The following is a 14529-nucleotide window of genomic DNA, read 5'->3' as shown; positions in this document are numbered from 1 at the left end:
AAAAGAACCGCGTTTCAAAAAGTAAGATTAAGGGAAATAAAAAGCGAAGGGGAGGGGTACATATGATTTATGCAGGACGGATTCAAAACCAGCAGTATTCTCAATACGCAAACCGGGCAGCAGGTTATAAGCCTGATTACGCCGGTATTACAAAAGCGGCCGCCCTCGCCAATGACAGGGTGTACAGAGAGGTGGAGCGCCGCCAGGAAAACACCGCAGCCCAGCAAAGAAAGTGCATGAAGAAAAACGTAAGCGCTCTCTTTCCCGTCTGCCGCAAATCATGGGAAAAGGCCGGTTGATAAATCAATACGTGTGAAAAAGCCCGGAAATGTCCGGGTTTTTTTGAGCCGTATATATGAAAGATGCGGAAAGGAATGATTCAATTTGAGAAAGCTTTCATTATTAATTGCGGGGTTATTTCTATTCGGCCTCTTTACTGCCGGAATGAAACCGGCACACGCGGCGGAGAGCTCCGCAGCAAAAGATGTCACTCTTACACAGCTGGCGCCGCATGTCTGGATGCATACAAGCATCGGTACGGCAGACGGAAGTCCCGTCCCTGCGAACGGATTGCTTCTTGAAACTTCCAAAGGAATCGTACTGATTGATACTCCGTGGAATGACAGTCTCACAGAGCAATTAATGACAGAAATAAAACAGCGGTTTCCCGGCAAAAGGATGACCGATGCCATTGTGACACACGCCCATGACGATCGCATCGGCGGGCTGAACACACTGTACAAATACGGTGTAAAGGTGCACAGCACGAAGCTGACCGCCGACTTCGCCCGGCAGCAGGGATATCACCGGCCGCTCGGAGATTTGAAAAACGTGACAAAGCTGCAGTTTGGCGATATGAAAATTGAAACGTTTTATCCGGGAAAAGGGCATACGGAAGACAATATTACCGTCTGGCTGCCTGAGGATAAGCTCTTATTCGGCGGTTGTTTAATCAAGGCTTTAGAAACAAAGGAAATCGTGCCAACTCCGGGCTTTTATCCGGATCAGTGGCCGCGCGCCGTCCGCAAAGTCATGAAAAGATATCAGGACATCAGCATTGTCGTTCCGGGCCATGGCAGTCCGGGGGATGACCGTCTGCTGCCGCATACGATAAGCCTTCTGAAAGAAACGTAAAAAAGAAGACCGGCGCTCCCATTACGGAGTGCCGGCTTTTTTTATCTCTTCCTGATTTTCATAAAACTGAGGAAAGCAAGTGCAAGCGCCAAAACGGTATATCCCGCTATCGGCCAAATATGCTGATGAAAGGAAGAATAATCTCCGGATATGACTTCCTGGGCCAGCTCGATCGAGTGAACAAACGGTAAGGCATAAGCGATATGTTTGAATGTGTCACCGAGCAGGCTCACCTCCATCCAAGCTCCGCCCAGAAATTGCACGAGTGTAATATAAATCGTTCCGATACCTGAAATTTGTTTGTCCGTAAACACAGCCCCTAAACATAAACCGAAGAAAACGGACATCATCGCAATCGGCAGCAAGACAGCGATACCTGCGAGAAGATTCATCCACTCGGCGGATAAACCGGCAGCAGCAGCTGCGATAAAACAAATGATGATTTGTAAAATGGCTAACGGCAGCATCGGCATTGCGTAACCGATAACATAATCGGCTGTTTTTAAAGGGGAAGCAAACAAACGGGTCAAAAGGGCGGTCTGTTTGTCTTTTGCGATCAGCAATGCAGAGAACATCGTAAGGAAAGCGAAACCGAAAACAATGAGTCCGGGTGCTAAGTGCTGAATTTTAAAGGTATCAAGTGGCGCATTTTTTTCAATTGCCGTAAACAGAAACAATAGAATAACAGGCAGTGCGATTCCAAGGATAATAGACAGGGGGTCACGAAAAATCTCTTTGCGGTTGCGAATGGCGAAATCAAGCATAAAGACCCGCCTCTCCGTCACAAATCGCTAAAAAGGCATCTTCAAATGTGGCTGAATGAGTTTGTTTTTTCAGATCCTCCGCCGTGCCCAATGCTTTTAGAGTCCCATTTTCTAAAATGCAAATACGGTCTGCCAGGGCTTCAGCCTCTTCTAAATAGTGTGTTGTTAAAATAATCGTCATGTCTCCCTTTAATGTCTCAAGATTTTTCCACAACTCGCGGCGTGTACGGACGTCCAGCCCTAATGTCGGCTCATCTAAGAAATAAATATCCGGTTTTGTAATCATGCCCATTGCGATGCTGAGACGGCGCTGCATTCCTCCTGATAATGTTTTGGTTTTTGCTCTTTCTTTCTCTTTTAATTGAAACAATTCGAGCATCTCATCTGTTCTTTTTTTTGCTTCTTTTTTCGGAATTCCGTAGACTCCGGCTATAAACTCTAAGTTTTCCCGTACGGTTAGATGAGGAGCGATGGCTGTTTCCTGCGGGGACATATTCAATTTCGGTTTTATTTTATCCAAATCAGTCAAAATACTGTGTCCAAGCACTGATGCATCACCCTCATCCGGAGAAAGAAGTCCGCAAAGCATACTGATTAATGTCGTTTTTCCGGCTCCGTTCTCACCGAGTAAAGCGAAAAATTCCCCTTTCTCAACTGAGAACTCAAGACGGTCAACGGCGGCGGTTTCTTTATAATGTTTCGTTAATTGCTTCAGCTCAATCGCGTGCATTTACTCATCCTCGCTATCTGCGTCGATTTGCTTAGCGTTTAAAATATCTTTTGCAAACTCGAAAAAGAGTTCTTGTTTAACAAGTGCGATACCTTGCTGGTCATCCCCAAGCATAAGCAGTGAATCCCCCGGATTTATATCGAAAACATCTCTTGCTTCTTTAGGAATGACAATCTGTCCTTTTGTGCCCACTTTAACAGTCCCGAATATGTGTTTTCCTTTTGGTGCCGTCATGTTTATCCCTCCGAAATATGAATTGTATTTTTTGTATGAATTGTAATACTTAGTATACTAAACATACATTAACCTTCCATAAAATGCAATAAAATTCATGAAATGGTATGATTTTCATAAAAAAAGCACTCCTGCCATATCAACAGGAGTGCTTTTGATTTTATTGTTTGTATTCCTTTATCATTTCCAGATGGGGGATGCCCGCATCGAGAAATTCTTCGCCGGATGTGACGCGGTATCCTTGTTTTTCGTAAAACGGAACCGCCTGCGTCTGCGCATGTAAGATAAAGCTGCCGGCACCCTTGGCTGCAGCCGCTTTTTCAAGCGCCTGCATCATGATGGCCCCGACGCCTAAAGAACGATGGCTTTTCATTACGCAGATGCGCTCTAATTTTCCATGCCCGTCTTTCAAGCGCCATCTGCCGGCTCCGACCGGCTGGCCGCCGTCATATATGACTATATGCTCTGACGTGTCTTCGAATTGATCAATCTCTTCTTCTTCCGGAACGTGCTGTTCTTTCACAAAGACCTCTTTTCTGACGAAAAAAGCGTCGTTCAGCTGTTTTTCAGTTTTTACGATGATGGATTCCAAGCAGTTATTCTCCTCCGCCTAATAAAAATGTTTCGTACACAGTCCATGAGCCGTTATCCAGCTGATAGAGCAGGTGAAAACGGTCGATGACTTCTTCGTGGGAAATGTCTTGCATTTTCAGCTGTCCGAGTACGTCGGAATGTTCATCTGACGACAGCTTCTGGCCGACCGTGACATGCGGAACGAAGCTGTATTCCGGCTCGCCGGATAATGCTCCTGAGTAGCATTTCTCACTCAGAGATTTTAATTCCTCTGTCGGCTCTGCTTTCATATATATCACATTATTCACAGGAGAAAACGAGCTGTATTTTGTGATTTTCAGAACGAGCGGATGCGACTCTTTCGCCGTCTGTCTCAGCTGTGATACGACCTGCTCGATTTCCTGTTCTGTCGCTTCAAACGGATCTCTTACCGTCAGATGCGGCGGAATGAGCGCGTAGCTCGGGTCGTAGCGTTTCCGGTACGAATTTGCGAGATCCTGTAATTTTTTTGATGGAAATAAAACAATACCGTATTTCATGAAAGTTCCCTCCTTAAATGAATGGTTACAGCATTTTTTTCAGCGCCGGCGTGATGAGCGGCTGCCAATAGGTCCATTTATGATCCCCGTCGAAGGTTTCATACGTGTATTCGGACTGTTTGCTTTCCAGCAGCTGTTTGAGCTCTTCGTTCGGCGCGGTGAAATCAAGAACCTGGCCGTCCGTCGTGTGGACGGCGGTTTCTTTTTCTCCGATTTGATGATAAACGGAAATCTGTTTGAGATCCTCCGACTGCCGGACGGCATCCAGCACGTGCCCGTCAACATACGGAGACTGCAGGATGACGTTTCCAAACATGTTCGGATAGTCAATCGCCGTCATGAGCGAAACGGTTCCGCCGAGGGAATCCCCGATCATGGTGCGGCCGTATCCGACTTGATAAGTCGGGTATTCTTTGTCGATAAAAGGAACGAGCTCATTGGCGATAAACCGCTTATATGAGGCGAACTTAGAGCCTTCTGGATGGTATGTGTTTCTTCGCTCCCGCACATTTTTATAAGGGACGCCGATAATGATGCAGCGGTCAATTTCCCCTTTTGACATAAGCTCTTCCGCCTGACGCCCGATTCTCCCTAATCTGAAATAATCATGGCCGTCCTGAGCGATGACCGTATGATATTTATACAGGGGGGAGAAGGTGGCGGGCAGGTAGACCAAAACGGTCATTTCCTCTTCAAGCTCATGGGAGAAAAGTGTTTTCTCATGAATGATTCCGTTTTTTGATGCCACTTCGCATTCCTCCAGGCCGCTTCTTGTCTTGATGGTTTTTTCCTATTGTACCATGAATTATTAGAAATTTCTTTCTTCAGATGCACTTCTTGCGAGAGTTCAGATAAATAAAAAGTTGTTGAAATCCATTTTATAGTGCGTTAATATAGAACAATCAGAAAATACAAAACAATATTCTTATCACGAGAGGTGGAGGGACTGGCCCTTTGAAACCTCAGCAACCGGTTTGCTTTGCCGCGGGAAGGCAAAGTGCCAAGGTGCTAAATCCAGCAAGCGATTCACATGCTTGGAAGATAAGAGGAAGAGAAAAGCTCCTTCTTCTTATGAAGAGGGGGCTTTTTTATTTTTGAAAAAGGATGGTGCTTACTGATGACGCAGCATGTTGAAACAAAATTAGCCCAAATTGGAAATAGAAGCGAAGAAGCAACGGGAACGGTCAGTCCGCCGATTTATCTGTCCACCGCTTACCGCCATAGAGGAATAGGAGAATCTACAGGTTTTGATTACGTGCGCACGAAAAACCCGACACGCCAGCTCGTCGAAGACGCCATCGCCGTGTTGGAAAACGGTGCGAGAGGATTTGCTTTCAGCTCGGGAATGGCAGCCATTCAAACCATTATGGCTTTATTTAAAAGCGGGGATGAATTGATTGTATCCTCCGATTTATACGGAGGCACGTACCGTTTGTTTGAAAACGAATGGAGAAAATACGGCTTAAGCTTTATTTATGATGATTTCAGCGATGAAGACTGTTTACGCTCCAAAATAACGGAAAACACGAAAGCGGTATTTGTTGAAACGCCGACAAACCCGTTAATGCAGGAGGCGGACATTGAAAAAATCGCCCGGATTACGAAAGAAGCCGGCCTGCTTTTAATTGTGGATAATACGTTTTATACTCCGGTGCTCCAGCGCCCGCTTGAACTGGGAGCGGACATCGTCATTCACAGCGCCACAAAATATTTAGCCGGGCACAATGATCTCCTTGCCGGTCTGGCTGTCGTTAAGGATGAAGAGCTCGGCGACATCATGTTTAATCACCAAAATGCGATCGGCGCCGTTCTCCCGCCGTTTGATTCGTGGCTTTTAATGAGAGGGATGAAAACACTCGGACTCAGAATGCGCCGTCATGAAGAAAACGCCCGTGAACTTGCAGAATTTTTAGAACAGGAAGAAGAAATCGCCGACGTGTTATATCCCGGAAAAGGCGGAATGCTGTCTTTCAGGCTGCAAAAAGAGGAATGGGTCAATCCGTTTTTAAAGGCGCTGAAAACGATCTGTTTCGCAGAAAGTCTCGGCGGGGTGGAAAGTTTTATTACATACCCCGCGACACAGACGCACATGGACATTCCGGAAGATATCCGTATCGCAAACGGCGTCTGCAACCGCCTGCTGCGTTTTTCAGTGGGCATTGAACATGCAGAAGATTTGAAGCGGGATGTAAAGCAGGCATTACAGCAAGTAAAAGAGGGGGCCGTGTCATATGAGTAATCACAATTGGACGCTGGAAACCCAGCTCGTGCACAATCCATTTAAAACAGACGGAGCCACCGGAGCCGTCAGCGTGCCGATCCAGCATGCTTCGACATTCCATCAGTCTTCATTTGAAGAATTCGGGACATATGATTACAGCCGCTCCGGCACACCGACAAGAACAGCGCTTGAAGAAACGATCGCAGGTCTTGAAGGCGGAACGAGAGGTTTTGCTTTCAGCTCCGGTATGGCGGCGATTTCGACGGCATTTCTGCTCTTATCCCAAGGCGACCATGTCCTCGTCACGGAGGATGTGTACGGCGGAACATTCCGCATGGTGACTGAGGTATTGTCCCGTTTCGGAATCGAACATACCTTTGTCGATATGACGGACACAGAAGCGGTCGCCCGCGCCATCCGGCCGAACACGAAAGCCATTTATATGGAAACACCGTCAAACCCGACGCTCGGCATCACGGATATTAAGGGCGTCGTCAAACTGGCAAAGGATCACGGCTGTCTGACATACCTTGACAATACATTCATGACGCCTGCTCTGCAGCGTCCGCTTGATCTCGGTGTAGATATCGTGCTCCACAGCGCGACGAAATTTTTAAGCGGCCACAGTGACGTGCTGTCAGGCCTTGCTGCCGTAAAAGATGAAGAGCTCGGCAATCAGCTGTATAAGCTGCAAAACTCGTTTGGAGCGGTGCTCGGCGTTCAGGACTGCTGGCTCGTATTGAGAGGCTTAAAAACATTGCAGGTCAGGCTGGAAAAAGCGAGCCGGACGGCTGAACGGCTGGCTGCCTTTTTTGACGGGCACCCCGCCGTCAAAAACGTTTACTATCCCGGCCTTGCCGGACACCCGGGAGCCGATACCCATAAACGGCAAGCAAGCGGAGCGGGCGCCGTCCTGTCCTTTGAACTGGAAAGCAAAGAAGCCGTCAAAAAGCTGGTCGAAAACGTATCGCTTCCGGTATTTGCCGTCAGCCTCGGCGCTGTCGAGTCCATTCTCTCATACCCTGCAGCCATGTCGCATGCCGCCATGCCGAAAGCAGAGAGGGAGAAACGCGGCATCACAGACGGCCTTCTGCGCCTGAGCGTCGGAGTCGAAAACGCCGAAGATTTAGAACGCGACTTCGAACAGGCATTGAAAAAAATAACCCCCGCCCAAGTGAGATCATAAACGAAAAGGGCGCCGCCAATTGAGCGCCGCCCCTTTTTTTATTTTTGATAAAAAAAGTGTTGACGAACAGCTAAGCAGGATATATAATTATAAATGTCAGAGAGACAACAACATACCCAGCAACACATACATATCATGATTCCGTAGCTCAGCTGGGAGAGCGCTACCTTGACAGGGTAGAGGTCGCTGGTTCGAGCCCAGTCGGAATCATAGCCGAAACCCTTGCGTAGCAAGGGTTTTTTATTTTTTATATTTATTGGTTTTCTCACCACTAATCCATTTTGGGACGAAACTTTTTTGAGCTGATTTTGAAGTACATTCGCTGTATACTGCAAGGGAGATGGACATTGCCTTTAAGGTGGCGGTCTTTGCCGAAAATCGTTCTTCTGTATTGCGAAAGAAGTCTTGTTCATTACAAAGAAATTGGCACAGAAATTCTTTATTAATGAACAGTTAAAGTGACAATGATCAGCAGCTGGTTAATCCGGCTGCTTTTTTGTATTCGAAAAACAGAATATTTAGTTTGTATGATAAATGCAACGAAAGTCCGAAAAACATTCAAAATACAGGAAATGACGCATGCGGCCGCCAATGAAATCAGTTATATGACCGGTAACACTGTATCAAAAGCTATCATTTTGCCGTCGATAATAAAGAAATGATTCAGGGGATTCCGTTGGACCGGAATGCTTGGCATTCTGGCGACGGTACAAATGGAACCGTAAGTCTATCGGCGCTGAAATCTGCTACAGCAAGTCAGGCGGAGGGCGATATCAGGCAGCAGAGGTGATGGCAATTAAGTTTGTGGTTCAGTTACTTAAAGAGCGCGGCTGGGGCGTCGAAAGGATCAGGACTGGAACAGCAAATAATGCCCGCACCGGATTTTGTTTAAGGGACGCTGATCAGGGAAGGCGGCCAGTGCTGCAAGAATTAGAACGATTAAGCGGTGAAAAAGCATCTTCTCCTGCGAAAACAAAAACAAAGGCCAGCGGGGCGACGTACACCGTCAAGAAAGGTGATGCTCTTTCTGTAATTGCACAAAAAATAGGGGTAAGCATGGCGAACTTCCAGAAATGGAATAACATCATGGACCCGAATAAAATTAAAGTGGGTCAAGTGCTGAAGCTTACGGGATCATCCAGCGGCAAGAAATACGTTCGCACTCCTGATTATTCCAATTCGTGACGCGCCTATCTGAATAACAAAGTGCCGGTAAAAGGAAATGAGATCAATTTTCTTCGTCCTAAAAAATTGGCGGCCTTAAATACAAAATTCATGCGAACCCGCAAACGGACGCAACTGTAAAGTAAACTGGAAGAAGCATTGTTAAAATTAGAATAAGAAAAAGCTCCCTTTTTGAGGAGCTTTTCACATTTCACTTTTGTATGAATAAAATGAGGAGTGATATGATATGATATTCATAATAAGTGGAGGTGTTTATTTTGTATAAAAAAATATCTTCTTTATATAAACATATCTCTAATGAATTAAGCATGTTGAATTCTGAGCATAAAGAAAATAAAAAGGAAATTAAGAAATTTTCCCACGATATTCGCTCTTCACTAAATGCCAAGTCAAAGGAATTTGATTTAGCTAAGAGAAAAAGAGATGATCTATTTAAGGTTATTCGAAATAAATAGCAATTGGAGTAACTACAAAATCGCCTGATTCAATTATATTAAAGCTACTTAATAGAATTTCAAGCATTAAATTCGGAACCTCATTTATTTTATCTGGAGATATTGGTGGAAGTCCGCTTAAATTACCAGCATAAACTACATCCTTTTTGTTTATTATTCTTGCTAAGAATTTTACATTTTTACCGTTATTACCTCTGAATGATAACGCTTCTGGAGATTCGCGAAGATATTCTTTTTTTACAAGACCAATGTTTGTTTGTGATTTAATTATTGAATGACCGCCTAGGATTTTAGATGCGTACGAGCTAAGAATGTCAAGAGTTTTGTACATTGTTATTATAGAGCTTAGTTCTTTTCTCTTTTCAACAAGTTTTCGTGCTTCTTGTATTATATCTGGGTCTTGTTTTGTACCTTTGGATTTTTTAATGATTTTTTCTGCTTCTTCAATATTCTCTATTGATTGATTTTCCTCATACAGCATAAAAGTTTCTAATGCATCCGGATTTAATGCATTACTTAATAATTCAAAATCAAAAAATTTAAAAGGTCCCTCACCAAAATAGAGATCACCTTCATTTAGATCCTCTTGGTTACTCACAAGTAATTTTTCAGATTTAAGTTTTTCCAAAAGCAGGACTAAAGAATAATCGTGAAAAGATTTATTAAGAATGTCTTTATGTCCTTCCAACAAAGATTCAGAGTCTAAAAACATTGCATCAGATTTGCCGCCCATCTTACCATTCAGACCTATATTCACACCAGGAAGCCACCCAGTTCCACCACTAAAACTAAACCCTAAACTTCCATTATTGCCAGATGAATCTCTCGTTCCTGACGAAAGAGTTTTTTGAGTATCATCATGGTAAGAATAATCGGTTACTATTCCTTGATCAAGTTGGGCTAAAATTGAGTTCATTAGTTCAGTATCTAAATAAAGTATTTCTTTCATTATAATCCTCCTTTTTCAAGGATAATTATACCATAGGGTTTTTATGGAAGGGGGAGAATATTCAGTTATTAGATTTTGTACATAAAAAAGCCTGTCTCTGGGGGACTGACCCCATAAGATGAGACAAATAAAAACACCTTCAAGTTTGAATACGGATGATTGTTATCCGAAATTAGACTTGGAGGTGTTTTTTCTATGGGGACAAGAGTGAGTTATCCGGTTGAAGTGAAACAGAAGGCTGTAGAAATGAGATTGGCGGGAGTGCCTGTGAAGGAGATCATGCAGGAATTGAATATAAAGAATAAGACGCAGGTGCAGACATGGGTCAGGTGGTATAAAGCTGGGGACACACATCGATTCGAACAACCTGTCGGAAAGCAATATTCTTATGGAAAAGGTCCAGAGTATTCTTCCGAATTAGAGAAACTGCAGGCAGAAAATCGTTATCTGAGACAACAGAATGAAGTGTTAAAAAAGTACAACGAATTGGAAAGGAAGCTGATAGCGAAACGCCAGTCGAGCTTGTAGAAGCATTGCGCAGCACAATGACCATAAAGGATATCTGTATTCATTTAGGTATCTCACGAGCATCTTATTATCGTTGGAAGAAGAATCTGATGAAAGATAACCCTAAATACCATTTAGAAAAACAAATCGGCACGTTGTGCCGAGAACACAAGTATCGATATGGCTATCGGAAAATCACAGCCATATTAAAAAAGGGAATGCGTATGAATCATAAAACGGTTCAGCGCATTATGCAGAAGAATCAGTGGCAATGCCGGGTTAAGGTGAAAAAGCGCAAGAAGAATGGGCAGCCATATGCCGTGGCCGAGAATATATTGGATCGGAACTTTCAGTCTGATCGCCCTCTGGAAAAGCTAGTAACGGATATCACATATTTGCCTTATGGGCAGAAACAATTGTATCTTTCCAGTATATTGGATTTATACAATGGAGAAGTGATTGCTTTTACGATTGGCGATAGACAGGACACAGACTTTGTCTTACACACCCTTGATCAGCTGCCCGCACTGCCAGAGAACTGTGTGTTACATAGTGACCAAGGTTCTGTTTATACATCTTATGAGTATCAGAAAGCTGTTAAAACAAAAGGCATTACCATGAGCATGTCCCGCAAAGGGACGCCCGCTGATAATGCCTCCATCGAATCGTTTCATTCCTCACTAAAGTCTGAAACGTTCTACCTCGACAGGTTGGAAAGCACTTCGACGACCATCGTAGAACAAACTGTCGAAACCTATATACACTATTATAACAACATTCGTATTCAAACGAAACTAAACAACCAGCCGCCGGTCACATACCGACAGCTGGCGCTTAAAGGTGTTTTGATCCCTGTCTCAAAAACGGGGGTCAGTCCCTATAAGAGGGCTCTTTTTCTAACTATGTTGTTTTAAGGTGTTTTTTAATTTGTTCAGTGACTTGCTTAAGCCATTCTAATGGAGTTATATCATCTTCAGGAAAGTATATGCCATCCGCTGCTTCCTCTATAAATTCATTCTTGTCTTCTTCTGAATAATCACTATTTACAAACTCAGTTAGTGCTATTAAATCTCTTTCTTTTAGTTTTTGTGATGCTTCATTTAAATATTCATCAAGTGCATTTGCCGGAGACTCTATATCTTGGTGGAAATGTCCACCGAGAAATCTAAATACAGGATCAGAAACTTTAATTTCAATCATTGCTTACCACCACCAAGAATCGTTATCTTCAAATATAAGAGATGGTAAGTATATTATTCTATATAACTTTCTGCTATATCAATATCATTTGTCATTTTTAGGCCAGGGTATTTTTCATCTAATTTTCTAACAATCAATAAGGTCTTTACTTTGCAAACTTTCAGCTAAATCTTCAAATACCTCACTGACCCAATATAAATCTGCTTTATTACAATTTTCTAGATAGCTGATTGTATTTTCTTCGTTTTCTGAGAGCACTTCAATTATTTCATCCCAACTTTTTTGAATGCCATAGTCATCATTAAGATTAAGTTTTTTTCTTTTAATTAATATATCTTTCATTTTTTTCTCTAAATTCATATTGATTCTCTTAACTAAGAAGGGCTAATATTTTCATATTGCTTTTCCTATTGTTACATCTCCATCATGGAAAAATTCAATAACATAACCAGATTCGCTGAACATGAAGGTATCTGAACCTACAGCAGTTACATCATCAATTACGTTTAAGGCGTTGTCTAAGCTGGTTTTTACAGCTGGATAATCACCGTAAGCCCAAAGGAGAATAACAGTTTTATTATCTATTTTATTCTCAACTAACCATTCATCAATATCTTCAGCGTAATCAATAGATCTGTGATAAGTTACTTCATCCCATTTAATTCTTCCCCATGATGTGAAGGGGAAACTTTCGCCAAGTTGCTCATGATATTTACGTGTCTCAGAAATAGTGAGGACTTCTTTGTTATCTCCAAGAGCTTCTAGACATTCTTCGTATAAGGTCATATTAACACTTCCTATTTATTTAAATGTTTTAAAAGGGATTTATAAGTATCTTCGTTTCCGTTAAAAGGTATATAATATTTCTTTGCCTTATCTCCTTTTCCATTTCTATAATCCTCAACATTTATATGAGGTCCCTTTTCGGGATCATAATCTAATCTCCAAAGGACTTTATTATCTCCAGACATTCGGCCAGTAACTTTACCAAAGCCTGCGCTTTTAGATAAAGTACCTATAAAAGGTTTTGAATCTATTCCTAAATCACCAATTAGATTTAGCGCCTCATTTCTAGCTTGTTCATATGTGTCTACCTTTGGAAGCGCAACTTCTCTTGATTTTTTGGAAAGGCCTTTTTTAACTGTCTTGTTTTTTGATGACTTACCATTGATTGATTTAAAGAGTACACTATCTTTAGTGGAATCGGCTATTCTTTTTAGGAGTGGTGTATTCTTCACATTAATAGTATTCTCAGCATCTTGAAGGATTCCTTCTAATGCAGGAGTATACCGATTGACAGGAGATTTGTAAAACTGTTTTACAGACTTTCCGCCTTTCTTAATTGTGCCACCAGCTTTAGCAAGATCTTTCGAACCTGTTGAGACAGAGGACTTTCCGCCTTTCAATAACAGAAGACTTCCGCCCAGGTAAGTAACATAGTGCATCCGTGTATATGCATCCCCGTGAATCATCTTTTTATCCCAATCATCCTTCAATGTGTCAACCATACTTTGAAGGACACCTAGATAGTCATATTCCAGAACAGTATCCAGAACTTTTTGAGGATCTTTGTTTAAGTTGTCAATTGTCCAACCGATATTCCGTCCGAGTTGAAGTGCTCCTTCACTGGTATCCTTGGCAAGATCGTATAAACCAACAAGCAGACCTTTGGCGCCATCACCTATGATTTGCAATGCTTCTTTTCCGTTATCCATGAAAGCTTTACGCTGTTCCAGAAATGAAACAAATTCAAGCTGTTCAGGGGTGAGATTCTCATAGCCAACCTTTTTGGCGATTTCTAAGTATTCATCCGGGTCGGTTACGCCATCAGTCAGCTTTTTCTTCAGATCCTTGATTTCACGCTCTTTCGCTTCTTCCTTTTTAATCGTCAAATAAGCATCCGAATGTCTTGCGATATCGCCTTTTTTCTTATGGATGTCGCTTTCACGGTACGCTTTGGCGTTGTAGTGAAGCGGCGTGGCGCTTTTTCCTTTGCCCGTGGCATTTTGAAGTTGCTGAAAGTCGGCTTGGATAAACTGTTCGTTCGCTTCGGTTTCTGCGTATTCTTTCGTTAGATCGTGATCAAGCTTGCCGAGTTTATGTATGGTTTCGCTTCTTTTTTTGTCAGCTGAAGAGAGCTTCTGATCCGTGTTTTCGGTTGAAAACAGATCAAGCGAGATGATGTCTTCGATCTCTCCGAGGATGGAGCGCATGTCTTTTTTCTGCTCTTCCATAATCGCCTTTGATTTACTGAGGGCATGGGTGAGCTCGTGCTCTAGAAATGATTCCTCCACATGAGATCCGGAAAGACCTGCGTCTTCCACCTTGCCGGGAAGGCTTGTGAGAAATGCGATTTTCATGTCGATCAGATCAAGCCAGCTGTCTGTGACGCCGGCGTGGTCCTGGAAAAAGGCTTTGATGTTGTCGGCGCCCCGGCCTGAAAAGTCGCTGTCACCGAGGTCAGCCATACCTTGAAACGCTTTTTTTAGATTGACCATCTGGCCGCGCAGTTCTTTGTATTCACTCGCACGCTGTTTAGCAGCGGTCAACAAGCTGTTTGCTTCAAAAACTTTCATGACCATATCCTTTCTTTTGAAATTCTTTAACAAGATATTACCATGGAAGAATGAAGAAAAAGACAAATGAGTATTTCGAAAGAGGAAAATGATTAATATGACCTGAGTCTTTGTTCTTATCTTTGTGTTATTAAGCAATTGAGAAGAGCTTAAAAGTGATAGGCAGGTAGCAGCTTGGAATCACCCAGCGAGGTTGATCACTCTTTTGACTTCAGGAAAGCTCTAACCGGTTAAAAAGGTTGGAACAGTTGCATTGTTTTTGCTTCAACATGTACA

14 protein-coding genes, 1 tRNA gene, 4 pseudogenes and 1 riboswitch are annotated in these 14529 nt (G+C 42.9%); of the genes and pseudogenes, 8 read left to right on the top strand and 11 right to left on the bottom strand.

The features are described from left to right. The first annotated feature begins 62 nt into the window (after positions 1 to 62). Together MJQ52_RS05255 and bla are read left to right on the top strand one after the other, a co-directional pair. Positions 63 to 316: pseudogene (locus tag MJQ52_RS05255) on the top strand (hypothetical protein). A gap of 68 nt (positions 317 to 384) precedes the next feature. After that, complete coding sequence (bla, locus tag MJQ52_RS05250; RefSeq protein ID WP_094247070.1) at positions 385 to 1134, top strand: subclass B1 metallo-beta-lactamase; 750 nt, start codon at positions 385 to 387, stop codon at positions 1132 to 1134. A gap of 41 nt (positions 1135 to 1175) precedes the next feature. Here bla and MJQ52_RS05245 read toward each other — a convergent pair whose 3' ends face one another. From MJQ52_RS05245 to MJQ52_RS05220, 6 genes are all read right to left on the bottom strand, one after another. Continuing rightward, complete coding sequence (locus tag MJQ52_RS05245) at positions 1176 to 1898, bottom strand: ABC transporter permease (protein WP_077722070.1); 723 nt, start codon at positions 1896 to 1898, stop codon at positions 1176 to 1178. Then, complete coding sequence (locus MJQ52_RS05240; RefSeq protein WP_077722071.1) at positions 1891 to 2628, bottom strand: ABC transporter ATP-binding protein; 738 nt, start codon at positions 2626 to 2628, stop codon at positions 1891 to 1893. The genes MJQ52_RS05245 and MJQ52_RS05240 overlap by 8 nt, the downstream gene beginning before the upstream one ends. Beyond that, positions 2629 to 2862: an AbrB/MazE/SpoVT family DNA-binding domain-containing protein gene (locus MJQ52_RS05235; protein ID WP_003154973.1), complete on the bottom strand. Its 234-nt coding sequence runs from the start codon at positions 2860 to 2862 to the stop codon at positions 2629 to 2631. It abuts the gene before it with no gap. A 160-nt stretch (positions 2863 to 3022) separates the two neighbouring features. Next, complete coding sequence (locus MJQ52_RS05230; RefSeq protein ID WP_077722072.1) at positions 3023 to 3454, bottom strand: GNAT family N-acetyltransferase; 432 nt, start codon at positions 3452 to 3454, stop codon at positions 3023 to 3025. Between the two features lie 4 nt (positions 3455 to 3458). Continuing rightward, complete coding sequence (locus MJQ52_RS05225) at positions 3459 to 3974, bottom strand: YjcG family protein (RefSeq protein ID WP_003154969.1); 516 nt, start codon at positions 3972 to 3974, stop codon at positions 3459 to 3461. 25 nt (positions 3975 to 3999) lie between these two features. Next, positions 4000 to 4722, bottom strand: a complete 723-nt coding sequence (locus MJQ52_RS05220; protein WP_094247069.1) for an esterase family protein — start codon at positions 4720 to 4722, stop codon at positions 4000 to 4002. Between the two features lie 174 nt (positions 4723 to 4896). Beyond that, positions 4897 to 5022: riboswitch (SAM riboswitch) on the top strand. A 69-nt stretch (positions 5023 to 5091) separates the two neighbouring features. Here MJQ52_RS05220 and MJQ52_RS05215 point away from each other — a divergent pair. The 5 genes and pseudogenes from MJQ52_RS05215 to MJQ52_RS05195 all read left to right on the top strand — a co-directional run bounded on the left by MJQ52_RS05215 (position 5092) and on the right by MJQ52_RS05195 (position 9021). After that, a complete protein-coding gene (locus MJQ52_RS05215) occupies positions 5092 to 6213 on the top strand; it encodes a methionine biosynthesis PLP-dependent protein (RefSeq protein WP_052585709.1) in 1122 nt (373 codons plus the stop codon). After that, entirely contained in the window at positions 6206 to 7381 is a 1176-nt protein-coding gene (gene metC / locus MJQ52_RS05210; protein WP_094247068.1) for a cystathionine beta-lyase, read from the top strand. The genes MJQ52_RS05215 and metC overlap by 8 nt, the downstream gene beginning before the upstream one ends. A gap of 137 nt (positions 7382 to 7518) precedes the next feature. Next, positions 7519 to 7591: transfer RNA gene (locus MJQ52_RS05205), tRNA-Val, on the top strand. Between the two features lie 352 nt (positions 7592 to 7943). After that, positions 7944 to 8566, top strand: a pseudogene (locus tag MJQ52_RS05200) (LysM peptidoglycan-binding domain-containing protein); the annotation flags it as partial. Positions 8567 to 8823: 257 nt separating this feature from the next. After that, the gene (locus tag MJQ52_RS05195; protein WP_096034922.1) at positions 8824 to 9021 is read left to right on the top strand and encodes a hypothetical protein; all 198 of its coding nucleotides are present in this window, start codon (positions 8824 to 8826) and stop codon (positions 9019 to 9021) included. Here MJQ52_RS05195 and MJQ52_RS05190 read toward each other — a convergent pair. Next, on the bottom strand, positions 9005 to 9970 hold the full coding sequence (locus MJQ52_RS05190; RefSeq protein ID WP_096034923.1) for a DUF6414 family protein: 966 nt from the start codon (positions 9968 to 9970) through the stop codon (positions 9005 to 9007). The two genes, MJQ52_RS05195 and MJQ52_RS05190, sit on opposite strands and share 17 nt — an antisense overlap. Before the next feature lie 195 nt (positions 9971 to 10165). Between MJQ52_RS05190 and MJQ52_RS05185 the strand changes: the two are divergent. Beyond that, positions 10166 to 11313, top strand: a pseudogene (locus MJQ52_RS05185) (IS3 family transposase); the annotation flags it as partial. Positions 11314 to 11377: 64 nt separating this feature from the next. On the opposite strand, the gene MJQ52_RS05180 reads toward MJQ52_RS05185, so the two are convergent. The 4 genes and pseudogenes from MJQ52_RS05180 to MJQ52_RS05165 all read right to left on the bottom strand — a co-directional run bounded on the left by MJQ52_RS05180 (position 11378) and on the right by MJQ52_RS05165 (position 14253). Further along, a complete protein-coding gene (locus tag MJQ52_RS05180) occupies positions 11378 to 11677 on the bottom strand; it encodes a contact-dependent growth inhibition system immunity protein (RefSeq protein ID WP_159354022.1) in 300 nt (99 codons plus the stop codon). Positions 11678 to 11730: 53 nt separating this feature from the next. Continuing rightward, positions 11731 to 12037 (bottom strand): annotated as a pseudogene (locus MJQ52_RS05175) (hypothetical protein). A 33-nt stretch (positions 12038 to 12070) separates the two neighbouring features. Further along, a complete protein-coding gene (locus MJQ52_RS05170; protein ID WP_021494070.1) occupies positions 12071 to 12463 on the bottom strand; it encodes a CDI toxin immunity protein in 393 nt (130 codons plus the stop codon). 11 nt (positions 12464 to 12474) lie between these two features. Beyond that, positions 12475 to 14253, bottom strand: a complete 1779-nt coding sequence (locus tag MJQ52_RS05165) for a T7SS effector LXG polymorphic toxin (RefSeq protein WP_096034962.1) — start codon at positions 14251 to 14253, stop codon at positions 12475 to 12477. Positions 14254 to 14529 lie beyond the last annotated feature (276 nt).

The organism is Bacillus sp. jun7, assembly GCF_051034795.1.
GTDB lineage: Bacteria > Bacillota > Bacilli > Bacillales > Bacillaceae > Bacillus > Bacillus velezensis.
Note: the sequence above shows the minus strand (reverse complement) of the source record. Positions and strands in the feature narration are given on the sequence as shown.